Below are 25,810 nucleotides of genomic sequence, written 5' to 3'. Positions count from 1 at the left end.
AGACCGGTGCTTCTGCCAACACGAGAGTTCACGCGTTCGACACAAAGTTCTTGCGTGGCACCTGTGAAGTTCGGGTACTTTGAGGGAACTTCGCCAACCGCACTTCAGGGAACCAGTGTCGATCGGTTGCTTTGCGAGGGGTCAGGGCTCTGGGTCTCAGGGTCTGAAGGATCAGATTCTTAGGGGAACACTTCATGAAGAAGCTCATTGCTGCGGTCGTGCTGGCTGGCGCCGCACTCATCGCGACCCCGGCTGCTGCCAACGCCGCCGGCTACGTCCCGACGTCCAACGTCTCCGTCTCGGGTAGCTCCGTTGCTGGCGGCACCACCGTCATCAACTTCGGCCCGGGTTCGTTCGTCGGCAACGAGACCGTGAACATCTCGGTCACCGGTGCCGGTGCAGTCACGCTGGGTGCCCTCCCGACGACCACCGTGTCGAAGGCGTACGTCGCCTCCGCCTCGGGTGCCGTCAACCCCCGCATCACGCTTCCTGCTGGCGCGTCGGGCACCTACACCCTGACCGCCACGGGTGCGACCTCCGGCAACGTCGGCACGGCCGCCGTCACCGCGACACCGGCCGCTGGCGCTGCTGCTGTCGGTGGCGCGGGCTCCGGCACCGGCTCGCTCGCCTTCACGGGTGGCACCATCTCCGCTCTCGCCCTCTGGGTCGGCGGCGGCGCTGTCGTCCTCGGTGGCGGCCTGCTCGTGGTCCGCGGTTCGGTTCGTCGCCAGCGCGACGGCCAGATCGCAGCCTGAGCACCTCTGCACCAACGAAGCCGCTGGGACCTCGGTCCCGGCGGCTTCGTCGTTCCCGGAACCCGAGAAGTACGGACTCCGTGGAACCCGGTCTCCCGGAGAACGAGGTCCGTCAGCGCGACAACAACGCCACGATGACCAGCCCCACCGCGACCACGCCCAGCACCGCGATCCCGACGAACACCCACACCGGCGTGCCAGGTCGGGTCGGCGGACGGGGACGATCACGAGAGGCCATGCGCGAAGCCTGGGTCATCGAGATGTGAGGGACCCGCTCCGGCCCACCACCACGACCCCCACCAGCGCCCCGATGACCGCCCCGCACGTGTTCGAGACGACGTCGTCCACGGACCCGAACCGCGCCGGCAGGAACAGCGACTGCGACACCTCGATCACGACGCTCAGCAGGAACCCCGTCCCCGCGCCGACCCACCACCGGCGCGCACCGAGCAGCAGCACCACGAAGACCCCGAGCGGCACGAAGAACACCACGTTCGCCGAGAACTCCGTCGCCGCGTAGTCGAACCACGCAGGCAGGCCCACGCGATGCAGGCGCTCGAGCGTCCGCAGCAGCCACGGCTGTGCCCCGGCGTCCACCGGTGAGCCCGTGAACGCGATGACGCCCACGAGCGCCGCGTAGAGAGCCCCGAGGACGACAGCCGCTCGCCGACTCCGCCCGTCCGCCCGCAGCGCGCTCCGACCCGCGTCACGCAGCGTCCGGTGTGCGGCCAGGCCGAGTGTCCCGAGCGCCACCCCGACGGCTGTAGCGGTCACCAGGGACCGGAACGTGGTCGACGGATCAGCACGAACCAGGGCGAGCGCCAGCGCGCCCACCACCGCCACCAGCAGGCTCACGAGCGCGGCTCGCCGGATCGGCAGGGGCTCCGGCCTGGAGGCTCGGCTCGCCCCCGCCACGAGCGCCGGCAGACAGGTGGTCGCCCCGGTGACGACCGCAGCCAGGATGAAGTCGTCGGACAGGGTCAGCGTGCCGTGTCCGACGTGGGTCCGGAGGGCGTTCGCGACCCGGAGCGCGACGGACACCGCGACCTGCGCCGTCGCGGGGACGAGGACCATCGCCAGCACGACCACCCCGAGCACGACCAGGAGCGCCCGTGCGAGCAGCTCGATCCGTCGCGGCGTCATGGGAGCGACCGTATCGTCCGCGGGGCCTTGTCCCCGAGATGAACGAACCGGCTGCCGACGTCATCCAGGACGACGGCGACGGCGAGCCACGGCGGGTCGCGCGAGATGGCGTGGCCTGAGACCTCGCGAGCCGGACAACAGTCCGCGTCTGGTCATGAGCGCGCTGGGACGACGCAGTCGGCACTGAGCAGGCATCTGGCTCGGAGCGCAGCCACATTGCTGGATGCAGGCGGCTGGCCCGGCACCGAATATCGGAACAGCGTCCGGAGCGCCTGACCCACAACTGGGGGTGGTTCTGGCGATGGTGACGCTGGTCGCGTTGCTGGGGTCACTGCTGGCGGTGATCTCACCTCCCCAGGCGGCGCACGCTGAAGTGACTGGCACTGGTGGGCAGTACGTCCCGATGCCGGACAACGCTCGCGTGTTCGCCGGAGGTACCACGGCCGGGGTGTTCAAGACGGTCAAGGTCAACGGTGTCGACGGGCTGCCTGCAACGGGGATCGGCGCTGTGAGCGTGCTGGTGACGGTCGCAGACGCGGCGACGCAGGGGCAGCTCGTGGGCCGTCCGAACGCGGCGGACCCGGACACGCTGCTGATGATCTACGGCACCGGTGTGACCGGGAACACTTCGAACACGGCGCTCCTCGCGGTCGGTGACGACGGATCGATCCGGGTCCGGACCGGTACCACGCAGGCGAACGTGACGGTCGATGTCACTGGCTACTACACGAGCACTCAGAACGGTGCCGGCGCGGGCGGGTTCGTCCCGATGTCGGGAACCCGGATCGCGAACACCGTCAACGGCACGGGTGTCCGCCAGGGCACCCTTTCCGGTGCCAGCAGCATCACGTTCCAGGTCGCTGGCGCGAACGGCATCCCGGCGAACGCGGCCGCGGTCGCGCTCGGCGTGATCGTCCAGAACACCGGCGGCGGCGCCGACTGGGTGCGTCCGTACCCGACCGGCGGTGACAAGGGCTCCGGTGTGCTGAACTAGGTCTCCACCAAGGGCATCTCCACCGCGATGACGGCGCAGGTCGCGATCGGTTCCGACGGCAAGGTCACGATCGACACCCCCGCCGGTGGGGGCACGATCGACGTGATCGTGGACGTGCAGGGCTACTTCATGGCCAGCAACCCCGGCGGCGGGTTCACCCCGCTCACCGGACGCATCATCGACACCCGCGACAGCGCCTCCGTCGCGTCGAACGGCTCCCTCGCCATCCAGATCGCTGGCGCACGCGGCGGCCTGCCGAGTGTCGAAGGTGGGCTCGCGGCGGTCGCGATCACGCTGACCGCGGTGCACTCCGGAACCAACGGCGGCTACGCGAAGGTCTGGGGCGACGGGATGCCCGAGCCCGGCGCCAGCGCCATCAACTACGCTCCGACGACCTCGCTCCGGTCCACGACGACGATCGTGCCGGTGGGGACGAACGGGAAGATCCGGATCAAGAACGCCTCCACCACGGCGACGGACTTCGTCGTCGACATGCAGGGCGCCTACAACTCCCTGCCGAGCGGCCCTGCGTCCACGAACCTCACCGGCCAGCGGACCTCCGCGACACGCCTGCCGTTCACGATCACTGACCAGACGAACGCGTCGGTGGACGTCGGCACCGGGAACCTGATGGTCTCCACCGCGGCGATGTCGCTGCCGGGTGCGACGTCCTCGACTTCGATCGGTGTCTCCTACAACTCCCGTAGCAGCCGTGCCGCGAACACGAACACGATGGCAGCGAACCGGTGGCAGTACGCCCTCGCCGGCGCCGGGGACCTCACCGCGAACGCATCCGGCGTGGTCTACACCGACGCCGCGGGCACCGCATGGCAGTTCACCCCGTCGCTGGCGCTCGGCGTGGGCGCGTTCACGACGCCGGCGGGTCTGCAGCAGACCCTGACCCGGGTGAGCACGTCGACGACGAACGCGGAGTACCAGCTGAAGGGGTGGACCTCGAACCAGGTCATCCACTTCAACCTCGCCGGTCAGCCCACCTCGATCGTTGACCGCAACAAGAACCAGACCAGCTTCAACACCGCCGACGGGTACGGCCTGACGACTCTGGTGTCCACCGGTGGCAGCATCAGCGCCGACCAGAAGACCGGCGCCCGGGTCGCGACCTCCTCGTATGCCAACGGCGTGCAGACCTTCACGCAGACCTCCGGCAGCTCGAGCCGCGCAGTGTCGTGGGCGAAGAGCACTGCTGGGGACATCACGACTTACACGGACGCGACCGGCAAGCAGACCACGTACGGGTACACGAACGGGGACCTGACCTCGATCACCGCCCCGAACGGTGGCGTCACCTCGTTCACCTACGACAGCTCGGACCGGGTCACCCAGGTCTCGCAGGCGAACACCACCGCCGGTTCGCCCGGCACCGCGGTGACGCGCCTGTCCTACGCCAGCGACACCTCCACCCAGGTCGCGGACCCGCGCTCCGACCAGAACGCGACCGTCGCTGCCGCGAAGCACACCTCGTACACGCTCGACGGCAACGACCTCGTCACCAAGGCCGTCGACCCGGAAGGGCGTGAGCGGTCCGCGACGTACAACTCCGCCAACAACGGTGTCGCCACCTCGCAGGTCGGTTCGGACGGTGGGGCGAACACGGGCAAGAGCACGAACGAGTTCGGCGAGAACAACAACCAGTCGATCACCTCGTCGAAGGGCGGCTCCGGCTCCACCTCGACCGCGACGTACGGCAAGACCTCCGCGACAACGTACCTGCCGTCCAAGGTCACGAGCAGTTCGAGCACGAGCACGAGCGTGGGCTACGACGGCGTCGGCAACCAGATTTCGTCGCAGTCGGGTGACGACACGGCCGTGCAGGCCAAGGTGACGTACAACGACGATGGAACGGTCAAGACGGCGACCGCTCCCGGGAACGGCTCGAACGCGACCAACTACTCCTACGACGGTAACAAGCAGCTCACGGACATCACCCCGCCCTCTGGGACCAGCCTCGGTGTGAAGCACTACACCTACGACGCGTTCGGTCGAGTCGCCACGGAGACCGACGGTCGAGAGACCAACGGGCAGCCGAACACGACCACGTTCGGGTACGACAACGACGACCGAGCCACCAGCACCGCGTTCAGTGATGGCACCGCGACGGTGACCACCACGTACGACGGTAACGGGAACCAGACCGGTCAGAGCTCCGCGACCGGCACGATGACCAACACGTACGACCAGCAGAACCGCCTCGTGAACACGGTGAACACCGCCGGCGGCGGGCAGATCTCCTACGGCTACGACCTTGCCGGCAACACGGTCCAGGTCACCGACCCGCAGGGCGCAGTCACGCACGACTACGACTCCTCGAACCAGCTCATCGCGACTACCTACCCGACGAGCTCGGGGACGGCGAAGCAGCTGTACAAGATCGACTCGGACAACGGACGCCGCACCGACACGTGGCTCGCCGCGACGCCGAACGGCACCGCCGACCCGACGGCCTGGAAGGCGCACCAGAAGCTCACCTACGACAAGGGCGGCAAGGTAACCCACGTCCAGGCCTGGGCCGACAGCACCAAGCAGGAAGTCGTCGTCGACACCACGTACTGCTACATCGCCGGAGCCACCGCTGGCGGTAGCTGCGACGCGGACTCGACGAACGACCGCGACAAGCTGCAGTGGTCCAAGGACAACACCACCGGCCAGATCACCAGCTACGGGTACCTCGACTCGGACGGCAAGACCGCGACCAAGCACCTCACCGGCATCACGCAGACCGGCGGCAGCAACTCCACGAACTGGGCCTACACCTACGACGACGCCGGGAACCGCCTCACGGCAACAGCCACCAACGCGGCAACGGGCGCAGTCACCACGGACACAACGCTCACCTACAACGCGATCGGCCAGATCACCACGACCGGGTACACCTACGACGGCACCGGGAACCTGATCGCGGCTCCGGGAGAGACGTACACGTACAACGGCGCGCAGCAGATGACGTCCTCCACCAAGGACGGCACCACCACCCGCTACACCTACGCCGGTGGTGACATGAACAAGCTCCTCACCCAGAAAACCGACAGGGGAGCGGACTACACGTACACGTATGGCACCACCGACTCCAACGGAGTTCCCGTGATGACCGCCCGCGCCGTCACCGGCACCGGCACCACGGCGATGCTAACTGACCCGTCCACCGGCCAGGCGCTGGCCCTCCGCACCGCGGATGGGACCACGAGCATGCTCGTGATCGACGGCATCGGGAACTCTGCTGCCGCGATCACCGATCAGGGCACCAAGGCCTATACCGTCCAGTACTCCCCATACGGTGGCGAGACCGTGACATTCGGCGACACCAGCGCCCAGTGGAAGCAGAACCCGTACGGATTCAAGACCGGCATCCGCTCCAACAACACCGCGACCGGGCTCACGAAATTCGGCATGCGCTGGCAGGCCGCGGCGACGGGGGTGTGGATCGAACGCGATACTCTCGACGCGCCGCTCGACCCGATCAATGGAAACCGCTACACGTTCGCTGGTGCTGACCCGGTCAACCAGCAGGACAGGACGGGTCGTGCTGGCTACGGCTCCCTTCTTGACGGCGTTGTCACAGGCGAGAGCCTAAATAGCGCATGCAAATCGGGCTACACGACAAAGAGCTGCGCGACGGAAGCCGTTTCCACTGTGGTGGGACTCGCGACCACGGCGACGTGCGAGGGTATTGTCGGTGTTACAACCACGCCTCTTGGGGCCATAGCAGCATCGGTCGGCTGCGCTGCAGCAGGTGAGCTCGTTAGTTCGGCAGTGACGGGATTTCAATGATAGTCAAGGGTAGAATACTACCGGTGGCCGTAATGGCGTCACTTTTTGTAGTGCTTGCGGCGGTTTGCTTCTTCACCCCCCTCAGGGAGCTGCGAAGTGCTCATGGGTTCCCGGTCTGGGTGCTAGGCGCGGCACTCGCATTCTCGGGTCTTGTGCTCTGGGGGGGCGTGATTCAAGCCTTAGTTCGACGCCGGAGGTAGGCAAGCGCTTCGTCCGGTTGCCCGTTAGATTAGTTGCATGATTGAGGCGGTCCTCTCCAAGAGAGGACCGCCTCAATTGCCTTTCAATGCCATGGTTACGGGTTTCGAGCTTGCGGCAAGCGTGGTGCTCTTGGATATTGCAACGACCGGGCCTCGTGTTACCTCGTGACTGGTCAGCCCTTGTCACAGTCCGGCGTAAAGGAGTAATTCATCACGACGCTGGCGAGGGTCGTCAAACCCACCCTCTCAAGTCTGAGGGCGATCGGATTCGGCGCCGGTGGCGATGACGACGGCGTGCAGGGTTTTGATATACCAGTCGATTGATAGCCGAATGGTCGTCCTGCTCGGCTTCCTACACTGCAACTCCCTTGGTTCACGGCGTCAGCTTTCGCAACAGTCGTGTTGCGCTTCACGCTCGGGTGCGTAGCACCTCGCCAACCAACCGCAGCGGCGCCGGTGGCGTCAGCGTGTCAGGGCGTTCCGCGGGCGACAATGGAGTTCGATGGGATGTCGGACCCGATCTTCTACAAGCGCCTGCAGTGCCTCGGCACGAAAGCGGTCATGTTGACATGCCGGGGGCCCATCGACGGGGTGACGGGTCCGAACTCCGGGAGGCGCGCCGCGGAGCGGCTGCAGGTCGGTGGCTACCTCCATCTCCTCGTTTACTTCGACGAGTGCGACAGCCCCGGGATGATCTGAGCGCTGCGGTGTTGGGCGACGGCCGACCATGCGTACAGCGGACCGATCGACGGCTCCTGAGGTCCGAACATCTACTGCGGTGCCGGCTGCGCGTTGAAGCGCGAGTTTTAACCGGGAGGCGACAGTACCTCTCACGCAGCCTGATGCTCCGAAGGATCAGGGGCTGCCGCTGGGGATCATCGCGCCAGCCCCGTTCGAGACGGAGACTCCCCTTCTGTCCCTGGAGGCAATAGGCCGGCCTGAGGATGCGACCTGTCGTCCGCGGTCGTTGTCCCCCGATCCGCGATTGTCCGAACCGCGAGTACCCCGGTGGGGGACGTGTACCCCGGATCGGGGTCCATCAGGCCCGCGAAACCGGGGCGTCACGATGGAGGGCATGAGGAGAAGCCGTGAATGCCCGGGGGCGGATGGCGGTGGGCGTCGTCCAAGCCCTAGATTCCAAGGGCAGCACGATGTACCCCGGATCGCGACAGGAGCAGCGCCATGAGCATCACCGCCACCACCCCGCAGACCCAGCGTGAACTCACCCTCGACACCGAGACGGTCGACACGATCGCCATCCTCGAAGCCGGCGTCGCTCCCACCGCCCGACCGGCCCGGGCGAAGCTGACCTGGACGCATGAGGACGACGGCGAGTGGGTCGCCAACTACGGCGGCTACTTCGGCGGCTCGGTCGACAAGGTCGCGAACCGCTACGTCGCATCGGACACGTTCGGCCTCGTCGTCGGCGACTTCGCCTCGCTCGAGGACGCCCAGGCGAACCTCGCTGACCGCCTGCACGTGATGCTCCCGCCGGTCATCCGCCCGGTCGCCTGACCAGCACGACCGCTCCCGCACGACCTGCACGAGATGCACCACACGCACGACACGAAGGAACGACCATGAGCTTGATCGACGACCACCATGCGACCACCGAGGTCACCCTCGACACCGAGACCATCGAGGTCATCGCGGCCATCGAGGCCGAGGTCATCGCCCCCGTCCGGCCCGCACGTGCCACCATCCTGTGGACCCGACCGGACACCGGGCTCTGGGCCGCGAACTACGGCGGCTACTACGGCGGCACCGTGGACAAGCAGGGCTCGCACTACTTCGTGTCCGACACCTTCGGTCAGTACGTCGGCGACTTCCGTTCGCTCGAGGAAGCCCAGGCGAAGCTCGCCGAACGCCTGCACCTGGTGCTGCCGGACGTCATCCGGAACGCCTCCTAGCCCCGCTCCACAGCACGCCCCGTCGGTCTCCGGCGGGGCGTTCGTCATGCCCTGCGGAGGCGTCGGCGGCGTCGTCCCCCGAACGAGTGGTCCCCCCTACTGGGGACCGACCTTGTCCCCACTTCCCTCATGTTTCCTGTCAGGATCAGGCCAGCGCGAACGTCCGTTCTCCCGGCCCTGCGGGATCGAGCGGGTCGCGTTCCGTCGACCCGACCCGGAAGTGATCCATGCTGTCTGCCTCGAAGCGCCCTGCCGTGCCCCGCCGCCGTGCGGGCGTCCGGCCCCTCGCCGTGCTCGTCGCCGCCCTCCTCGTGGGGACCGGTCTCAGCACGGCGACGGCCGTCGTCGCGGCGACGCCGGCGTCGGCTGTCAGCGCGACGACCGACGGACACTTCGTCTGCGACCAGAACACGCTCTACGCCGTGAACAGCGCCGGCAAGGTCGTCGCCGTCGACCTCACGACGGGCGACACGAAGGGCCAGACGGTCGACGTCGCTGACCTCGGCACGGGCGCGAACAACGGCCTCGGCGTCTCGCGCGAGGGCAAGTCGCTCTTCGCAGCGTCGAACAACCGGACCGCGACGCTCCGGTCGTTCGACCCGGCGACGAACACCGCGTCCGACCCGGTCGCAACGGACAAGGTCCGACCGGTGATCCGCGGCGCCGTGAACCCAGTGACCGGCATCTACTACTACGGCGACAACACCGGCTGGCTCGGCGCGTACGACCCGGCGACGAAGCAGTACCTCGGCCAGGTCGGTCAGATCAACGGGCTGAAGGACGGCAACGGCGACTTCGCCTTCAGCTCGCAGGGGCTGATGTTCGTCGTCGCCGCGGACAAGGTCTACCGCGTCAACACCGAGACGGTCCCGACGACGTCCGGCACGACCGCGCTCGCCACGACCCCCATCGCGACGCTGCCGTCAGGCACGAACAGCCCCGGCATCGCGTTCTCGTCCGACGGCTACCTGTACGTGTCGAACTCGGCCACGACCAACAACGTCGCGACGACGACGCTCTACCAGCTCGACCCGACCGCAGGCACGCAGGTCCGGAACTTCCCCATCGTCGGCAACTACAACGCCAGCGACCTCGCCACCTGCAACTACGCCGACACGGTCACCGGCAAGGCGAGCATCGACGAGCGCTGGGCCGCCGGCGACCAGTTCGGCCTCGCGATCTCCGGCGACGGCATCACGAGCTCGAGCACCGGCACGAGCGACACCACGACCGGTTCCGACACGGGCGTGCAGGCCCGGAAGGCCGGCGCGATCCTGACGACGCCCGGCAAGAACTACACCGTGACGCAGACCGCGGCGGGCACCACCGACCCGGCGAACTACGCCACGACGTGGAAGGCGATCGACCTCGGCAGCGGCCGCACCGTGGCGGACGGCACCGGCACGACGGCGTCCTTCACCTTCCCGCAGGCCGTGTCGAGCGACGGCACCGACGTCGTCGTCACCTTCGCGAACACGATGAATGCCACGCACGTCAGCACCAGCCCCGACACCGCCACCACCGCGGTCGGCACGACCCTGAGCGTCCCGGCGTCAGCGGGTGTGCTCGGGAACGACAGCGGCACCGGCCTGTCCGTCGTGTCGAACACCACGCCCGCCCACGGTTCCGCGACGGTCGCCGCTGACGGCTCCTGGACGTACACGCCCGCCGACGGCTTCTCCGGCACCGACGCGTTCGACTACACGGCGAAGGACTCCTCGGGACGCACCGCGACGAGCACCGTCACGGTCACCGTGAAGCCGAACGCCGCCGCGGACGCCGTCACCGTGCACGCTGGCTCGACCGCCAAGGCCGCGGCCGGCGACGGGCTCCTCGCCAACGACGCGGGCAAGGGCCTGACGATCACCGACCACACCGACCCCGCCCACGGCGTCCTCGACCTGCGCGCCGACGGCTCGTACACGTACACCCCGGCTGCCGGCTGGTCCGGCCCGGACACCTTCACGTACACGGCGACCGACGACTCCGGTGCCACGACCACCGCGACCGTCACGGTGACCGTCCTGCCGACCGCGGGGGCCGACACCGTCACCGCGACGGCCGGACAGCCGACCGTCGGAGCCGCACCGGGCCTCCTGGCCGACGACCTGGGCCACGACGTCCGCGTGAGCGGATCCACCCAGCCGGCCCACGGCACGGTCGCCGTGCAGCCGGACGGCTCGTACACGTACACGCCCGCCACCGGGTTCTCCGGCACGGACACCTTCACGTACACGGTGACGGACGGCACCGGCTCCGACACCGTGACGGTCACCGTCCACGTCGCCCCGAAGGCCGTGGCCGACATCGTCGACGTCGCCGCCGGCGGCTCCGCCGTGACGACCGACCGCGCGACCGGGCTGCTCGGCAACGACCTCGGTGACGGCCTCAGCGTGACGGCGCACACCACGCCGGCCCACGGCTCGCTCGAGCTCGACGGCGCCACCGGCACGTACACGTACACCCCGGCCGCCGGCTTCTCCGGCACGGACACCTTCGACTACACGGTCGTCGACCGCGCGGGCACCCCGGCCACCGCGACCGTGACGGTCGTCGTCCGGCCCACGGCGAAGGACGACAGCGCGACGACCACGGCGAACGTGCCGGTCACGGTCGACGTCCAGCGCAACGACCTCGGCACGGGGCTCGTCACCACGATCGTCACTGGGCCGACGAGCGGCACCGCGGTCATCGCGGAGGACGGCAGCGTCGACTACGCACCGACCACGGGCTCCTCCGGCACCGACACGTTCACCTACCGGGTGACCGACGGCGCCGGCCGGAGCTCGGGGACCGCGACCGCGACCATCACCGTCGTGCCGCGCGCCCTGCCCGACACCGCCACGACGACGGCCGACCAGCCCGTCAGCATGGCCACGAGCGCCCTGACCCGCAACGACGTCGGCACCGGCGTCACCGTCACCGGGGTGCGTGACGCGCAGCACGGCACCGTCACCCTCGGGACGGACGGCACCGTCCTCTTCACCCCGACCGCCGGGTTCTCCGGCACCGCGACGTTCCACTACGACGCCGTCGACACCGCCGGCGGCACGACCACCAGCTGGGTCGTCGTGGTCGTCGGACCCCAGGCGACGGCCGACACCGCGACGGCCACCGCCGGCTCGACGCTGACGGTCTCGGCGTCCACGGGTCTGCTCGCGAACGACCAGGGCACCGGCCTGACGGCGACGATCGACGAGGAGCCCCTCCACGGCACCGTCGACGTGCACGCCGACGGCTCGTACACGTACACGCCGAAGGACGGGTGGTCCGGCCCGGACGCCTTCACGTACACGGCGACCGACGCCGAGGGCAACACCTCGACCGGCATCGTGCGCGTCACGGTGCAGCCGAGCACGGTGAAGGACTCGATCACCACGGCCGCCGGACAGCCCGTCACCGTCACCTCGCGTGACCTGACGGCGAACGACCACGGCACCGGCCTCACGGTCACCGCCGTCGGCCCGGCGACCAGCCCCGCGACCGTCGGCACCGTCGTGCGCAACGCCGACGGCACCGTCACCTACACGCCGGCACCCGGCACGTCGGGCACGGACACGTTCACCTACGTGGTCACCGGCGCCAACGGCAACACGGCGACCGGCACCGTCACGGTGACGATCACCCCGGTGGTCGCAGCCGCCGACACGTCGGCCACCGCGGACGGCACGCTCGTCGTGCCCGCCGACCAGGGCGTCCTCGCCGGGTCGACCGGCACCGACCTGACGGTCACGGGCGCCACGAAGCCCGCGCACGGCGACGTCGACGTGGCGGAGGACGGCTCGTACACGTACACGCCGACCCCGGGGTACTCCGGCCCGGACACCTTCGACGTGACGGTCACCGACGGCACGGGCACCACCACGACCGGCACCGTCACGATCACCGTCGCCCCGAAGGCGCTCGCCGACACCGCCACCACGACGGCGTCCACGCCGGTCGACGTCCGCGTCACGAAGAACGACTCGGGCACTGCGCTCACGGTCACCGCGGTCGGCACGCCCGGCCACGGCACCGCCAGCATCAGCGGCACCGGGACGGTCACGTACGTCCCCGCCACCGGGTTCTCCGGCACGGACACGTTCACCTACACGGTGACCGACCCCACCAAGGGCACGGCCACCGCGACCGTCACCGTGACGGTCACCCCGACCGCCGTCGCCGACACGCTCCGCACCCCGGCAGGCACCGCACTGACGATCGCCGGCACCACGCTCACGCGCAACGACCTCGGCACCGGCCTGCGGGTCACGGGTCACGGGAAGGCCGCCCACGGCACCGTCACGGCTGGCCCCGACGGGTCGCTCGTCTACACGCCCCGCGCGCGCTTCTCCGGCACGGACACCTTCACCTACACGGCGACGGACGCGTCCGGGCGGCCGACGACGACCACCGTCACCGTGCTGGTGGGCGCGGTCGCGGTCGACGACTGGAGCACCACGAAGACGAACGGCGTCGTGCGGATGCCCGCGGCCAAGGGCGTGCTGAGCGACGACGCCGGGACGGGCCTCTGGGCGTCCATGGAGACGAAGCCGCAGCACGGCCGCCTGCGCCTGGCGAAGGACGGCTCGTACGTCTACTCGCCGGCCGCGAACTGGTCCGGCCGTGACTGGTTCACCTACGCCGCACACGACGCCGCCGGCGCCACCGCGTTCGCCCGCGTCGCCATCGACGTCGTGCCGACCGCAGGGCACGACACCGCCCGCACCACGGCCGGCACCCCGGTCCAGGTGAAGGGCCCCGGCGTGCTCGGCAACGACCGCGGCAGCGCCCTGCGCGTCGTCGCCCTCGGCCGGGCCGCGCACGGCACGGTCACGGTCGCCGCGGACGGCACCTTCCGGTACGCGCCGGCAGCGGGCTTCTCGGGCGTCGACACCGTGACGTACACGGCGCAGGACGCCTCCGGGCAGCGGGCCGACACGACGGTCACCGTCACGGTGGGCATCGCCGCCGCCGGCGACCACGGCAGCACCATCGCCGGCACCGCCCTGCCGGTCGACGCCCGCCACGGCCTGCTCCGCAACGACCTCGGCACGGGGCTCACCGCGGCACTGCGCGGCACTGCCGCACACGGTGCCGTCCGGGTCCGCGCCGACGGCTCGTACGTCTACACGCCCGCCGCCGGGTTCACCGGCACGGACACGTTCACGTACACGGTGACCGACGCCTCCGGCCAGACGACCACCGCGACCGCGACCATCACCGTCGTCGCACACGCCGTCGCCACCGACGACCGGGTCGTCGGCACCCAGGGCCGCCCCGTCACGATCGCCCCGATCGGCAACGACAGCGCCACCGGCGGTGCGCGCTTCCAGACCGGTTCGCTGCGTCTGGTCGACCCCGCCGACGGCGCCCACGTCACCCGCGTGACCGTCGACGGCCAGGGCGTCTGGGTGGTCCGTGACGGCAAGGTCGTCTTCACCCCGGAGGCCGACCGCCCCGGCACCGTCCAGATGCCCTACACGGTCACGGACACCGACGGGCAGGCAGTCACGGCGACGATCACGGTGGTCTACCCGGTCGGGCTCGCTGCCGCGGCGCACGCTGCGCAGCTCGCCTTCACCGGGGCGACCGGCCTGGTCGGGATGGGCCTAGCGGCCCTGGCCGCGCTCCTGGCGGGCGCAGCACTGCTGCTCCGACGTCGTCAGCCCACCTACGGTCCGCTGCGGCGCGGCTAGCGGTCACTGACTGGAGGCCCCGATCACCTCCGCCACCCGGCGGACGTGATCGGGGCCTCCTGTCGTTAGCCGTCAGGCGACGGGGTCGATGAGCTGCGGGCCGTCGTTCCGCACGCTGTTGACCGCGCGCGAGACCTCGTACTGCTCGAGGCCCGCCGCGACCGCCAGCGACTCGTGGTCGAGGAGCGCGAGCAGGTCGTCGCTGCCCAGGTCCCCGCCGAGCCAGTCGTCGTAACCGCCGGGCGTGAGGAACGCCGGCATCCGGTCGTGCACCTCGCCCGGGGCCACGTGGGCGTCTCGCGTGATGATCGCCAGCGACAGCCGCCACTTGTCCGGGTCGTCCTCGGGCTTGGTCGGGTCGGGCCACGCGCTCACGACACCGGCCATCGCGAGTGCGCCGCCGGGCTCGTGCACGAAGTGGGGTTCCTTGCCGTCCTCGCGCACGACCCACTCGTAGTAGCCCTGCGCGGGGACGATGCACCTGTTGGTGGCGAAGGCCCGCTTGAACATGCCGCTCGTGGCCACGGTCTCGATGCGGGCGTTGATCGGCTTCGGCCGCTGCTTCCGGAAGTCCTTCGCCCAGCTCGGCACGAAGCCCCAGCTGATCTGCGGGAGTTCGCGCTCCCCGTGGCGCTGGCGGACGGCGGACACGGGGTCCGTCGGCGCGACGTTCCAGCTCGGGACCAGGCCGGTGCTCACCACGCCGGTGTCCTGGTCGACGTGCTCGGTCCGGTCGGCGAGCTCACCGATGAGTTCCGGGAGCAGGTCGGTAGTGGTGTCGGAGACGACGAAGCGGCCACACATGCGCCCAGTGTGCCCGTCCCCGCCGACAGCGGTGCGTGCGTGGGCCTGCCGGGTGGGCTGCCTGCCCGCCTGCCGGCTGCCGGCTGGCGACCCAGCGGAGCGTCCGTCGGCGGTCAGCCGCCGGGCCGAGTCTCGGGTCCGCGGACATCGTGCGCCGGATTCGGCGCGCGATCTGTCCGCTACGGCGAGACTCGGTCCGCCCGAGCGACGGTGGGCGCGGTGAGGGGCGCGTCGGTCGGGGGCAGGGCAGCGGCGGCGCGGTGGGCACGTTCGGCGCGGCCGAGTTCGTCGAGGCGGCCGACCGTGGCGACGGACCAGAGGACGAAGTAGACCAGCATGTATGCCGGGATCACTCCGGACGTCCACCCAGCGACCGCCGCGAGGGACCCGGCAGCGGGGAGCGGGGCCAGTCGCGTCAGGTCGAGCACCAGCCCGCGCCGGAGCAGGGCAGTGTCGACGAGGATCGCCTCCCGGTCCTCCGGGCGCACGGCGGGCGCCCTCCGCCGCAGGTACGGCTTGACTGCTGCCCGCACGGTCCGCGCGGTGTCGGGCCGGACCTGCCGACCGTTGATCGTCGCCGCGGGGTCGAGGGGCCGTGCGACCGGATAGCAGCCGAGCACCAGGAGGCCCGTCGCGACCGCCAGCAGCACGATCACGACGACCGTCAGCCCAGTGCTCACGGGCGACCAGCGGAAGGCGGCCTCGGTCCCGACCAGGACGGCAGCGGCGACCACGGCCGCGAGCACGCCGATGCCGAGCGCCCGCCGGAACCGGTCGACGGAGACCGCGTCGGCGAAGTGCGCGCGGAAGACCTGCCACCCGAGTCGGAACACGTGGTCAGTCCTACCGGAACCAGCTGAGCATCGCTCGGAGCAGCGGGGGGACAGCGACGTTCGGATTGCACGCTGACGAATCCGGTCGGCGAACCTCGAGGTCCCTGAGCCAGATCCGTCACGGGCGTGGACGAGGACGGCTGCCCCGGTCGCGTCGGCGGGGTCCGCGGTCGGTCCCCGGGTTTCGGATCCGCGCCGTGACGGATCCGGTCGGCGCAGCCCGGCTCCCGTGAACCGGATTCGTCAGGGCCGCGATCGGAATCCGCCGTCCTGGCCGCGACCGCTCGGATCACCGGGCCGCGACCCGCGGGAAGGAGTCGCGCGGTACCCAGCGCGGGACACGCCCGGTCGGCGGTGGCGGGGGAGCGGCGGACACCGGTCGTGGTGCCGGGGTTCAGCGATCGTCCAGACAGAGGCGGTCACCTGGCTCCATGAGTCTCGACATCGTCTACACCGCCGTCGCCCACGCCTCCGGGGGAGGACGCGACGGGCACGTCCGCAGCGAGGACGACCGACTCGACCTCGACACCCGTCCGCCGAAGGAGATGGGCGGCAGCGGCGAGGGCACGAACCCCGAGCAGCTCTTCGCCGCCGGGTACGCGGCGTGCTTCCTCGGCGCCCTGCACGCCGCCGGCCGCGAGCTCGGCGTCGACACCACCGGCGCCGAGGTCTCCGCCGAGGTGGGCATCGGCGGCACGGGCACCGGCGAGTTCGGGCTGGCCGTCGAGCTCGACGTGTACACGCCGGCCGTCGAGCAGGCGCAGCGGCAGCGCGTGGCCGAGCGGGCGCACGAGATCTGCCCGTACTCGAACGCCACCCGCGGCAACATCACGGTCACGCTCTCACTCGTCGACTGATGCCCCCGACCCCGGCGAGCACGACGCGGTGCCCATGCCTCAGCGGCAACCCCTACGACGAGTGCTGCGGGCCGCTGCACGCCGGCGCTGCCGCCCCCACCGCGGAACGGCTGATGCGCTCCCGCTTCTCGGCCTTCGCGCTCGGGCTGCCCCAGTACCTGCTCGACTCGTGGCACCCGAGCACGCGGCCGACGTCCCTCAAGCTCGACCCGGAGCAGCGCTGGACACGGCTGGACATCCTGTCCACCCGGGACGGAGGCCCGTTCGACACGCGGGGTCAGGTCGCGTTCCGTGCGTGGTGGCGGTCCGACACCGACCGTGGCACGCTCGAGGAGACGAGCGACTTCGTCCGTGAGCTGGGCCGCTGGTCCTACGTCGACGGGGTCGTCTCCTGACGGGAGCCCCATGGCCAGGCGTGACATCACCACCTTCGGCGCCCGCACCACCGCGGCCGAGGTCCTCGACGGCATCGACCTGACCGGTCGGACCGCCCTGGTCACCGGAGCGGCCTCGGGCATCGGTGTCGAGACCGCCCGAGCGCTCGCCGGTGCCGGCGCGACCGTGACGCTGGCCGTGCGGGACGTCGCCGCCGGGCAGCGCGTCGCCGCTGACATCGCCGCGACGACCGGTCGACCGGCACCGAGCGTCGTCGAACTGCACCTCGACCGTCCTGCCTCGGTCGAGTCCGTTGCCGGGGCATGGACCGGGCCGCTCGACGTGCTCGTCGCCAACGCCGGGATCATGGACGCTCCCGAGGCCTACACCGCCGCCGGGTGGGAGTCGCAGTTCGCGACGAACCACCTCGGCCACTTCGCCCTGGCGCTCGGGCTGCACGACGCCCTGGCCGCGTCCGGCACCGCGCGCATCGTCGCTGTGTCGTCGAGCGGGCACGGCTCCTCGCCCGTCGTGTTCGACGACCTCTTCTTCCGGCGTCGCGCGTACGACCCCGGTCTCGCGTACGCGCAGTCGAAGACCGCCAACGCGCTCTTCGCCGTCGGGGTCGGGCGTCGCTGGGCCGCCGACGGCATCACCGCGAACGCCTGCATGCCGGGCGGCATCTGGACCGGGCTGCAGAAGCACTGGGACCCCGACGTCCTGGCGGCGACGAAGGTGGCTGCCGGCGACCTCGTCAAGACGCCCGAGCAGGGTTCCGCCACGTCCGTCCTGCTCGCGACCGCGCCGGAGCTCGCCGACGTCACCGGGCGGTACTTCGAGGACTGCCACGAGTCCGAGGTCGTCGACGCCGTGCGCGACGGCCTGTACGGCGTGGTGCCGTGGGCACTCGACCCGGTGGCCGCCGACCGACTGTGGGACGTCTCGCTCGCCCTGGTCGACGCCGAGGCCCGCGCCCGCCGCTGAACGCTACGCGGTGATCGCCGCGGGCAGCCCCACGGCCGTGCGCATCGCCCGACGCACCGCGGCCTCGTCGGGCAGCATCTCCTCCTGGTCCCCGCTGAGGAAGAACCGGATCTGGCCGATCGCCTGCTCGGTCAGCATGTCGAGGCCGCTCAGCACCCGACCACCGCCGGCCTCCCACCGCGATGCGACCGCGGTCGGCCACGGCTCGTAGGCGACGTCGAACAGCACCGCGTCGGGGCCGGACGGCGTCAGCCGCAGCTCGTCGGCCGCACCACCGGGGAGCGTGGAGATCACGAAGCCGAGCGGCCCCGCGGCGTCGAGCTCGTCGAGCGGGTGCAGCTCGAGCGTGACCCCGAGCCGCGTCGCGAGCCGCACGAGCGCTCCGGCCCGCGCGGTGTCGCGCACGAAGACCCGTACGAGCTGGGCGCCGAGTCGCAGCGACGCGGTCATGGCGCTCGCCGCGGTCGCCCCGCCGCCCAGGACGGTGGCCTCGCCGGGCACGTGCCCGAGGGCCTCGACCGGGCGGATCAGCCCCTCGACGTCGGTGTTCGCGCCGACGCGACGCACGCTGTCACCCACCTGCCGGAACGCGATCGTGTTGGCGACCCCGAGCTCGTCGACGAGCGGGGTCGTGCTGTCGAGCATCGGCAGCACCTCGCGCTTCAGCGGCATCGTGAGGCTCAGGCCACGCAGCCCGGGCTGCCCTGGACCCAGCCCCGCGACGAACGCGTCGAGCTCGCCGGACGCGACCTCGTGCCTCCCGTACGTGAACGGCACCCCGAGGGCGGCGTAGGCCGCTTCGTGCAGGGCGGGGGAGAGGGAGTGCGCGATCGGCGAGCCGAGCACGGCGAGGTGGGTGCGGTCCGGGTCCGCGTACGACGGTGTCACGGTCGGACAGCCTAGCGATCCCCGTTCCGAGACCGGCGCTTAGGGTAGCCTTACCTCTGTGATCCGACCTTCCTCCCCCAAGCAGCGCCTCCGCCGCGTGCTCGCCGCTGCCGGCGCCGTCGTGGCCGCCTCGCTCGTCCTCGCCGGGTGCTCCTCCGGCTCCCCGTCCGACCCCGAGGCGTCCGGGTCGACCTCCGGCAGTTCGGTCTTCCCGGTGTCGATCACGACCGGCCTCGGCACCACGACGATCAAGTCCGAGCCGAAGCGCGTCGTCGCCCTCGGCTGGGGTGACGCCGAGACGGCACTCGAACTCGGCGTGCAGCCCGTCGGCGCGAGCGACTGGCTCGCGTTCGGCGGCGACGGCGTCGGTCCGTGGCTCAAGGGGGCATACAAGAAGTCGCCGAAGATCATCAACACGCTCGAGCCGAGCTACGAGGACATCCTCAAGCTCAAGCCGGACCTGATCCTCGACGTGAAGTCCTCGGGCGACAAGGACCGCTACAGCAAGCTCTCGGCGATCGCCCCCACCGTGGCGATCCCCAAGGGCGGGGAGAACTACCTCGCCTCGACCACGCAGCAGACCACGATGATCGCGAAGGCGCTCGGCAAGCAGGCCTACGGCAAGAAGCTCCTGTCCGGGGTCGACGACGCCTACGCCGCAGCGCGCAAGGAGCACCCGGAGTTCGAGGGAAAGTCGGCCGTCATCGGTGCCTACACGTCCGAGGGCTTCGGTGCCTACGCCTCGGCCGACAGCCGTGCGCAGTTCATGCAGCAGCTCGGGTTCACCATCCCGAAGAAGATCGACCAGGAAGCCGGCAAGCAGTTCTCGGTGTCCCTGTCGAACGAGAACCTCGACCTGCTGGACGCCGACCTGACCGTGATCCTGCCGATCTACGTCGAGGCCTCGGCCGCCGAGAACGACCCGCTGTTCCAGAAGGTGCCGTCGGTGCAGGCCGGCCACGACATCGTCGTCGACGACAAGGACGTGTCCTCCGCGTTCTCGATGGGGACCACCGCTGCCATCGAGTGGGCGCTGGACCGGCTGCCCGCGGAGTTCGCGAAGAAGCTCGGCTGACACGTCTGGTCGCGCCCTGTGACGGACAGGAGGCCCGACCCGCCATCTCGGGACCGCTCGCGGTCCGTGGGTGGTGGGGCGGGCCTCCTGGCCGTTGGGGTCCGGCTGTCTACCGGGGCTGGCTGTCTGCCGGGGCCGCTCAGTTGGCGAACATGGACCCGAGGAAGGCGAAGAGCAGGGTGATGAGGGGCAGCGCCCCCTGCGCGAACGCGGAGTTGAGGTAGCGGCGGCCCGTGCCCACGAGGACGATGGCGGCGGCGAGCATGCTCGCCGTGGCGAACACCACGAGGGTCCAGCCGGTCGCGTGGTTGCCCGTCGCGACGAACACCACACCGAGGACCGCGCCGATCGCCAGGAACAGGTTGTAGAAGCCCTGGTTGAAGGCCAGCGACCGGGTGGCCCGTGCCTCGGCGTCGGAGGCGATCCCGAAGATCTTCCGCACGCGGGGGCTGGTCCACGCGACGGACTCGAGGAAGAAGATGTAGACGTGCACGAGTCCGGCGAGGACTGCGCACACACACGAGATCACGAGGAGCGCTGACATGCGTCCCATTGTCACAGACACGGCGGACGTCACAGGCACCGCGGGCGTCACAGACACCGCTCGCGTCGGGGTCCGCCGGTAGGCTCTGGACATGAGCGAGTACGACGACGAGGCCGTGGCGGAACTCCAGAGCATCCGGCAGAGCATCGACAACATCGACGCCGCTGTGATCCACATGCTCGCCGAGCGGTTCAAGTACACGCAGCGTGTGGGCTACCTCAAGGCCAGCGCCGGGATGCCCGCAGCCGACCCGGGTCGCGAGCAGATCCAGGTCGCACGGCTCCGCTCGCTCGCTGCCGAGTCGCACCTCGACCCGGCGTTCGCGGAGAAGTTCCTGAACTTCATCGTCGCCGAGGTCATCCACCACCACGAGCGCATCGCCGTGGGCGAGGACCTCGTGGCGGACGCCCCGTGAGCGACGCCGGTCCTGCGGCTGGGGCTGGGGCTGCGTCTGGCTCTGCTGCGGCTGCGTCTTCTTCTGCGGTGGCTGCGTTGCGGTTGCTCGTCGGCTCGTACACGGCCACGGGTGGTGGGAACGCGACCGGCATCTCCTTCGTGGACGGCGGGGTCGCGGCGACCGTCGCCGTGCTCGACGACCCCTCGTTCCTCGCGGTCTCCGGCGACCGTGTGTACGCCGTGTCCGAGACCGCCGAGGGCAGCGTCAGTGCGTTCCGCCGCTCGGGTACCGCACTCGAGCACCTCTGGACCGCGACGGCCGGCGGCAACGCGCCCTGTCACGTGCAGGTCGACCCGTCCGGGGCGCTCGTCGTCACGAACTACGTCTCCGGCACCGTGACCGCCGTGTCGTTGGCTGCCGCCGAGTCGTTCGCGGCCTCGGTCGCTGCGAGCGACGGGGTCGTGGGGGCGCGGGGTTCCGCTGGTGCCGTGGTGGTGCCGGCCTCGGCGATCGCGACGGTCGCGTTGCCTGGACGTGGTGCCGGTGCCGGTGCCGGATCTGCGGCCGTCGGTCCTGTTGCCGATCGGCAGGACGGGCCGCACGCGCACCAGTCCGTGTCGACGCCGGAGGGCACGCTGCTCGTCGCCGACCTCGGAGGGGACATGTTGCACGAGTTCCAGGTCGAGACGTCCGGTCCTGCTGGTGCTGTTGTTGGTTCTGCCGGTGCCGGTGCCGGTGATGGTGCCTTGTCGCTCGTGCCGGTGCGGGTGCACGACGTGGCGCCGGGTGCCGGACCGCGGCACATGACCTGGTTCGACGGCGACCTCATCGTCGCCGGGGAGCTCGACGGGCGCGTGCACCGTCTGCGCCGTGACGACGACGGTGTGCTGCGGACGGTCGCCTCGGCCGACACGTTCAACGGCCCCGTGGGGGAGTCCCTGCTGAGCCACATCGAGGCCGACGAAACCGGCCGCGTCACCGTCGCCGTGCGTGGTCGTGACGTGATCGTCGTGCTCGACGCCTCGGACGGCGGGCTCACCGTCGTGGGCAGTGCCCCGTGCGGTGGGGCCTGGCCGCGGCACTTCGCGCTGGTGCCCGGGTTCGTGCTGGTCGCGAACGAGCGCTCGGACGCGATCGCGGTGCTGCCCGTCGGGGACGACGGCGTACCGGGCGCGGCCGTGGCACAGATCGCCGTCGGCACACCCACCTGCGTCGTCCCGGTGTAGCCGGGGCGCTCGGTCGGGTCAGCGCTCGATGAGGTTCTCGAACGTCCGACCCTCGGCCAGCGCGGCGACCTGTCGACGCATCAGCTCGATCGACCGCGGCACGCTGAGGTCCGTGTTGCCCCCGACGTGCGGCGTGAGCACCGTGTTCGGCGTCGTCCACAGCGGGTGACCCTGGGGCAGGGGCTCGGGGTCCGTGACGTCGAGCCCTGCCGACAGCCGACCGCTCTGCAGCTCGGCGACGAGTGCGTCCGTGTCGACGACCTTGCCGCGGGCCACGTTCACCACGACGGCGCCGTCGGGCAGTGCGGCGAGCAGGTCGGCGTCGACGAGCCCCTCGGTCTCGTCGGTGAGCGGTGCGATGAGCACCAGGACGTCCGTCGTCCGCGCGAGCTCGGGGAGCTCGCCGAACGCGTGCACGTGGCGGCCGTCCTGCTCGCGGGCGGTGCGGGCCACGACGCGGACGTCCGTCTTGAAGGCCTCGAAGCGCGTCGCGATCGCACCGCCGATGGCCCCGTACCCGACGACCGTCACCCGGCGGTCGGCGAGCGAGCGGGTCTCGCGGGCGTCCCAGATGCCGGCCGCGCGGTCGAACTGGAAGGCGCCGATCTCGCGGAGCACCGTCAGCGTCAGGCCGACGGCGAGCTCGGCGGTCTCGTCGTCGTGGATCCCGCGGCCGTTCGCCAGGGCAGCGTGCCCCGGGACGTGCGGCAGCGCGTGCTCGTAGCCGGCGCTCGGCAGCTGCAGCAGCTGGAGGTTCGGCAGGTCGTGTACGTACTGCCAACGGTGACGCCCACCGAAGTAGAACGGCAGGAACGCGATGGCGACGTCGTCCGGGCGACCGTAGGGCGCCTCGACGTCCCACACGTCGAGCTCGATGCCGTCCGGGACGGGGCCGAACCGGTCGACGAGCTCGGCGAAGGGCAGGGTGACGATCGACATCGCGTTCCGCCGCTCAGCTGTCGGTGCGGGGCGAGAAGGTGCCGTCCGAGGCCAGCGGACCGCGGCCCAGGACGCCCTCGGTCACGGTCTCCTGGATGACGTCGCCGAAGCGGGTCGGCATCGTCGAGCCGTGCGTGACGCGCAGCTCCTCGATGCTGGCGGTGAACGCCCCCTGGACCTCGAGCGCCTGCGAGTGCCCGTCGGTCACGCCGATGCGCAGGACCGGGAAGGCCCGGCCGTTGCACAGGCCCTGGAAGCGGACGTCGTCCTCGCGGCGGACCGACACGACCACACGGCCGGTCGACTCCGAGAACAGCGCGGTCGCGAGGTCGACCCCGTCGCGCTCCTGCAGCTCGTCGAGCACGACACGCGCGCCGACGCCGAAGCGCAGGACCCCCTCGGCGAGCGTCTGGCCGAGGCCGCCGTCCGCCAGGTCGTGGGCGCTCGTGAGCAGCTGCTCGTCGGTCGCCGCACGGAGCAGCTCGCCGAGCGCCTTCTCGCGGCCGAGGTCGACCGCCGGGGGACGCCCGCCGAGGTGCCCGTGCACGGTGCCCGCCCACGCGGAGCCGTCGAGCTCGAGGCTCGTCGTGCCGAGCAGGTAGAGGTTGTGGCCGTCGTCCTGCCATCCGGAGGGGATGCGCTTGGCGACGTCGTCGATCACGCCGAGCACACCGACGACCGGCGTCGGGTGGATCGGCGTGGAGCCGGTCTGGTTGTAGAACGACACGTTGCCGCCGGTGACTGGGATCCCCAGCTCCATGCAGCCGTCAGCCAGGCCCTCGACGGCCTGCGAGAACTGCCACATCACCTCGGGGTTCTCCGGCGATCCGAAGTTCAGGCAGTCGGTGACGGCCGCGGGGACCGCACCGGTGACGGCGACGTTCCGGTAGGCCTCGGCGAGGGCCAGACGGGCGCCCTGCTTCGGGTCGAGCTGGCAGTAGCGGCCGTTCGCGTCCGTGGCGATCGCGACACCGAGCCCGGTCTCCTCGTCGACGCGGATCATGCCGCCGTCGTCGGGGAAGGACAGCGCGGTGTTGCCGAGCACGTAGGTGTCGTACTGGTTCGTGATCCAGCGCTTGTCCGACAGGTTCGGCGACCCGAGGAGCTGCAGGAACTGGGCCTTGAGCGCCGGACCCGTCTCCGGGCGGTCGAGCGAGTCGGCGCCGTCGGCCTGGAGCTCGTCGATCCAGGTCGGGTAGGCGACCGGGCGGTCGTACACGGGGCCGTCGACGGCGACGGTGCGCGGGTCGACGTTGACGATCTCCTGGCCCTGCCAGTCGATGACGAGCCGGCCGGTGCCGGTGACCTCGCCGAGCACGCTGGTCTCGACCTCCCACTTGCCGACGACCTCGAGGAAGGCGTCGAGCTTGTCGGGACGGACGACCGCCATCATCCGCTCCTGGCTCTCCGACATGAGGATCTCCTCGGCCGTGAGCGTGGGGTCGCGGAGCAGCACGTCGTCGAGCGAGATGTGCATGCCGCCGTCGCCGTTGCTGGCGAGTTCGGACGTGGCGCACGAGATGCCCGCGGCACCGAGGTCCTGGATGCCCTCGACGAGGTCCTTCTGGAACAGCTCGAGGCAGCACTCGATGAGGACCTTCTCGGCGAAGGGGTCGCCGACCTGGACCGCCGGACGCTTGGTCGGGCCGCCCTCGGTGAAGGTGTCGGACGCCAGGATCGACGCGCCGCCGATGCCGTCGCCGCCGGTGCGGGCGCCGAAGAGCACGATCTTGTTGCCAGGGCCGGACGCGTTCGCCAGGTGGAGGTCCTCGTGGCGGAGCACCCCCACGGCGAGGGCGTTGACGAGCGGGTTGCCCTGGTACACCGGGTCGAAGTAGGTCTCGCCGCCGATGTTCGGCAGGCCCAGGCAGTTGCCGTAGAACGAGATGCCCCCGACGACGCCGTGCACGACGCGTGCAGTGTCCTCGTGGTCGATCGCGCCGAAGCGGAGCTGGTCCATCACGGCGACCGGGCGGGCGCCCATCGAGATGATGTCGCGGACGATGCCGCCGACGCCGGTGGCAGCGCCCTGGTACGGCTCGATGTAGGACGGGTGGTTGTGCGACTCGACCTTGAAGGTCACCGCCCAGCCGTTGCCCACGTCGACGACGCCGGCGTTCTCGCCCATGCCGACCATCAGGTCCTTCTGCATCTCCGGCGTGACCTTCTGGCCGAACTGGCGGAGGTAGTTCTTGCTCGACTTGTAGGAGCAGTGCTCGCTCCACATCACGGAGTACATGGCGAGCTCACCCGAGGTGGGGCGGCGGCCCAGGATCTCGCGGATCTTCGCGTACTCGTCCGCCTTGAGCCCGAGCGCCTCGTAGGGCTGCTCCTTGTCGGGCGTCTCGGCGGCGTCCTGCACGGTGTCGGGCTTCGGGCGCACGTGGGTCGTCACGGTGGTGTTGTTCCCTGTCACTGGCGT

General features: G+C 70.5%; 20 protein-coding genes. 13 read left to right on the top strand and 7 right to left on the bottom strand.

What is annotated here, in order from left to right; all coding sequences use genetic code 11:
• The first annotated feature begins 194 nt into the window (after nucleotides 1–194).
• Nucleotides 195–755 (top strand): sortase, encoded by a 561-nt coding sequence (locus ITJ54_RS09645; protein ID WP_194627747.1) that lies wholly within the window; start codon nucleotides 195–197, stop codon nucleotides 753–755.
• An 80-nt stretch (nucleotides 756–835) separates the two neighbouring features.
• Complete coding sequence (locus ITJ54_RS09640; RefSeq protein WP_194627745.1) at nucleotides 836–1,021, top strand: hypothetical protein; 186 nt, start codon at nucleotides 836–838, stop codon at nucleotides 1,019–1,021.
• Here the strand turns inward: ITJ54_RS09640 and ITJ54_RS09635 are convergent.
• Nucleotides 1,008–1,898: a VanZ family protein gene (locus tag ITJ54_RS09635; protein ID WP_194627744.1), complete on the bottom strand. Its 891-nt coding sequence runs from the start codon at nucleotides 1,896–1,898 to the stop codon at nucleotides 1,008–1,010. The genes ITJ54_RS09640 and ITJ54_RS09635 overlap by 14 nt on opposite strands.
• A gap of 223 nt (nucleotides 1,899–2,121) precedes the next feature.
• On the opposite strand from ITJ54_RS09635, the gene ITJ54_RS09630 reads away from it, so the two are divergent.
• The 5 genes from ITJ54_RS09630 to ITJ54_RS09610 all read left to right on the top strand — a co-directional run bounded on the left by ITJ54_RS09630 (nucleotide 2,122) and on the right by ITJ54_RS09610 (nucleotide 14,466).
• On the top strand, nucleotides 2,122–2,892 hold the full coding sequence (locus ITJ54_RS09630; protein WP_194627742.1) for a hypothetical protein: 771 nt from the start codon (nucleotides 2,122–2,124) through the stop codon (nucleotides 2,890–2,892).
• 27 nt (nucleotides 2,893–2,919) lie between these two features.
• The gene (locus ITJ54_RS09625; protein WP_194627739.1) at nucleotides 2,920–6,678 is read left to right on the top strand and encodes a hypothetical protein; all 3,759 of its coding nucleotides are present in this window, start codon (nucleotides 2,920–2,922) and stop codon (nucleotides 6,676–6,678) included.
• Between the two features lie 1,382 nt (nucleotides 6,679–8,060).
• Nucleotides 8,061–8,393, top strand: a complete 333-nt coding sequence (locus ITJ54_RS09620) for a hypothetical protein (RefSeq protein ID WP_194627737.1) — start codon at nucleotides 8,061–8,063, stop codon at nucleotides 8,391–8,393.
• Nucleotides 8,394–8,458: 65 nt separating this feature from the next.
• Nucleotides 8,459–8,788 carry a hypothetical protein gene (locus ITJ54_RS09615; RefSeq protein ID WP_194627735.1) on the top strand — a complete coding sequence of 110 codons (330 nt, stop codon included), beginning with the start codon at nucleotides 8,459–8,461 and terminating at the stop codon, nucleotides 8,786–8,788.
• A 227-nt stretch (nucleotides 8,789–9,015) separates the two neighbouring features.
• Complete coding sequence (locus tag ITJ54_RS09610; protein WP_194627733.1) at nucleotides 9,016–14,466, top strand: beta strand repeat-containing protein; 5,451 nt, start codon at nucleotides 9,016–9,018, stop codon at nucleotides 14,464–14,466.
• 72 nt (nucleotides 14,467–14,538) lie between these two features.
• Here the strand turns inward: ITJ54_RS09610 and ITJ54_RS09605 are convergent, their stop codons facing one another.
• Together ITJ54_RS09605 and ITJ54_RS09600 are read right to left on the bottom strand one after the other, a co-directional pair.
• Nucleotides 14,539–15,270, bottom strand: a complete 732-nt coding sequence (locus ITJ54_RS09605) for an SOS response-associated peptidase (protein ID WP_194627731.1) — start codon at nucleotides 15,268–15,270, stop codon at nucleotides 14,539–14,541.
• Nucleotides 15,271–15,449: 179 nt separating this feature from the next.
• On the bottom strand, nucleotides 15,450–16,103 hold the full coding sequence (locus tag ITJ54_RS09600) for a hypothetical protein (RefSeq protein ID WP_194627729.1): 654 nt from the start codon (nucleotides 16,101–16,103) through the stop codon (nucleotides 15,450–15,452).
• 431 nt (nucleotides 16,104–16,534) lie between these two features.
• Here ITJ54_RS09600 and ITJ54_RS09595 point away from each other — a divergent pair, with 431 nt between their 5' ends.
• Genes ITJ54_RS09595 through ITJ54_RS09585 form a run of 3 tightly spaced genes read left to right on the top strand, consistent with a single transcriptional unit; the run spans nucleotide 16,535 to nucleotide 18,319 of the window.
• Nucleotides 16,535–16,960 carry an organic hydroperoxide resistance protein gene (locus ITJ54_RS09595; protein WP_194627727.1) on the top strand — a complete coding sequence of 142 codons (426 nt, stop codon included), beginning with the start codon at nucleotides 16,535–16,537 and terminating at the stop codon, nucleotides 16,958–16,960.
• A complete protein-coding gene (locus ITJ54_RS09590; RefSeq protein WP_194627725.1) occupies nucleotides 16,960–17,355 on the top strand; it encodes a YchJ family protein in 396 nt (131 codons plus the stop codon). Before ITJ54_RS09595 ends, ITJ54_RS09590 begins: the two co-directional genes overlap by 1 nt.
• 10 nt (nucleotides 17,356–17,365) lie before the next feature.
• Entirely contained in the window at nucleotides 17,366–18,319 is a 954-nt protein-coding gene (locus ITJ54_RS09585) for an SDR family NAD(P)-dependent oxidoreductase (RefSeq protein WP_194627723.1), read from the top strand.
• A gap of 3 nt (nucleotides 18,320–18,322) precedes the next feature.
• Here the strand turns inward: ITJ54_RS09585 and ITJ54_RS09580 are convergent, their stop codons facing one another.
• Entirely contained in the window at nucleotides 18,323–19,207 is an 885-nt protein-coding gene (locus ITJ54_RS09580; protein WP_194627721.1) for a shikimate dehydrogenase family protein, read from the bottom strand.
• 58 nt (nucleotides 19,208–19,265) lie between these two features.
• Here ITJ54_RS09580 and ITJ54_RS09575 point away from each other — a divergent pair, with 58 nt between their 5' ends.
• Nucleotides 19,266–20,282, top strand: coding sequence for an iron-siderophore ABC transporter substrate-binding protein (locus ITJ54_RS09575; protein WP_323741666.1), 1,017 nt, complete (start codon nucleotides 19,266–19,268; stop codon nucleotides 20,280–20,282).
• A 139-nt stretch (nucleotides 20,283–20,421) separates the two neighbouring features.
• Here the strand turns inward: ITJ54_RS09575 and ITJ54_RS09570 are convergent, their stop codons facing one another.
• On the bottom strand, nucleotides 20,422–20,826 hold the full coding sequence (locus ITJ54_RS09570; RefSeq protein ID WP_194627719.1) for a DUF1304 domain-containing protein: 405 nt from the start codon (nucleotides 20,824–20,826) through the stop codon (nucleotides 20,422–20,424).
• A gap of 91 nt (nucleotides 20,827–20,917) precedes the next feature.
• On the opposite strand from ITJ54_RS09570, the gene ITJ54_RS09565 reads away from it, so the two are divergent.
• Both ITJ54_RS09565 and ITJ54_RS09560 read left to right on the top strand, forming a co-directional pair.
• Nucleotides 20,918–21,241 carry a chorismate mutase gene (locus ITJ54_RS09565; protein ID WP_071272322.1) on the top strand — a complete coding sequence of 108 codons (324 nt, stop codon included), beginning with the start codon at nucleotides 20,918–20,920 and terminating at the stop codon, nucleotides 21,239–21,241.
• Nucleotides 21,242–21,309: 68 nt separating this feature from the next.
• Nucleotides 21,310–22,449: a lactonase family protein gene (locus ITJ54_RS09560; protein WP_194627717.1), complete on the top strand. Its 1,140-nt coding sequence runs from the start codon at nucleotides 21,310–21,312 to the stop codon at nucleotides 22,447–22,449.
• Nucleotides 22,450–22,467: 18 nt separating this feature from the next.
• Here the strand turns inward: ITJ54_RS09560 and ITJ54_RS09555 are convergent, their stop codons facing one another.
• Together ITJ54_RS09555 and purL are read right to left on the bottom strand one after the other, a co-directional pair.
• Complete coding sequence (locus tag ITJ54_RS09555; RefSeq protein WP_194627715.1) at nucleotides 22,468–23,388, bottom strand: 2-hydroxyacid dehydrogenase; 921 nt, start codon at nucleotides 23,386–23,388, stop codon at nucleotides 22,468–22,470.
• Between the two features lie 13 nt (nucleotides 23,389–23,401).
• Nucleotides 23,402–25,783, bottom strand: coding sequence for a phosphoribosylformylglycinamidine synthase subunit PurL (gene purL / locus ITJ54_RS09550; protein WP_323741665.1), 2,382 nt, complete (start codon nucleotides 25,781–25,783; stop codon nucleotides 23,402–23,404).
• Between the last annotated feature and the right edge of the window lie 27 nt (nucleotides 25,784–25,810).

The organism is Curtobacterium sp. VKM Ac-2865 (genome assembly GCF_015350905.1).
GTDB lineage: Bacteria > Actinomycetota > Actinomycetes > Actinomycetales > Microbacteriaceae > Curtobacterium.
The sequence above is the reverse complement of the archived record's forward strand: the minus strand, read 5'-3'. Positions and strand labels throughout refer to the sequence as shown.

Excerpts from the sequence above, each read along its gene's own strand:
- ITJ54_RS09645 (WP_194627747.1), top strand. The coding sequence starts at position 195 with ATGAAGAAGCTCATTGCTGCGGTCGTGCTGGCTGGCGCCGCACTCATC.
- ITJ54_RS09635 (WP_194627744.1), bottom strand. The coding sequence starts at position 1,898 with ATGACGCCGCGACGGATCGAGCTGCTCGCACGGGCGCTCCTGGTCGTG.
- ITJ54_RS09630 (WP_194627742.1), top strand. The coding sequence starts at position 2,122 with ATGCAGGCGGCTGGCCCGGCACCGAATATCGGAACAGCGTCCGGAGCG.
- ITJ54_RS09625 (WP_194627739.1), top strand. The coding sequence starts at position 2,920 with ATGACGGCGCAGGTCGCGATCGGTTCCGACGGCAAGGTCACGATCGAC.
- ITJ54_RS09620 (WP_194627737.1), top strand. The coding sequence starts at position 8,061 with ATGAGCATCACCGCCACCACCCCGCAGACCCAGCGTGAACTCACCCTC.
- ITJ54_RS09615 (WP_194627735.1), top strand. The coding sequence starts at position 8,459 with ATGAGCTTGATCGACGACCACCATGCGACCACCGAGGTCACCCTCGAC.
- ITJ54_RS09610 (WP_194627733.1), top strand. The coding sequence starts at position 9,016 with ATGCTGTCTGCCTCGAAGCGCCCTGCCGTGCCCCGCCGCCGTGCGGGC.
- ITJ54_RS09605 (WP_194627731.1), bottom strand. The coding sequence starts at position 15,270 with ATGTGTGGCCGCTTCGTCGTCTCCGACACCACTACCGACCTGCTCCCG.
- ITJ54_RS09595 (WP_194627727.1), top strand. The coding sequence starts at position 16,535 with ATGAGTCTCGACATCGTCTACACCGCCGTCGCCCACGCCTCCGGGGGA.
- ITJ54_RS09590 (WP_194627725.1), top strand. The coding sequence starts at position 16,960 with ATGCCCCCGACCCCGGCGAGCACGACGCGGTGCCCATGCCTCAGCGGC.
- ITJ54_RS09585 (WP_194627723.1), top strand. The coding sequence starts at position 17,366 with ATGGCCAGGCGTGACATCACCACCTTCGGCGCCCGCACCACCGCGGCC.
- ITJ54_RS09570 (WP_194627719.1), bottom strand. The coding sequence starts at position 20,826 with ATGTCAGCGCTCCTCGTGATCTCGTGTGTGTGCGCAGTCCTCGCCGGA.
- ITJ54_RS09565 (WP_071272322.1), top strand. The coding sequence starts at position 20,918 with ATGAGCGAGTACGACGACGAGGCCGTGGCGGAACTCCAGAGCATCCGG.
- ITJ54_RS09555 (WP_194627715.1), bottom strand. The coding sequence starts at position 23,388 with ATGTCGATCGTCACCCTGCCCTTCGCCGAGCTCGTCGACCGGTTCGGC.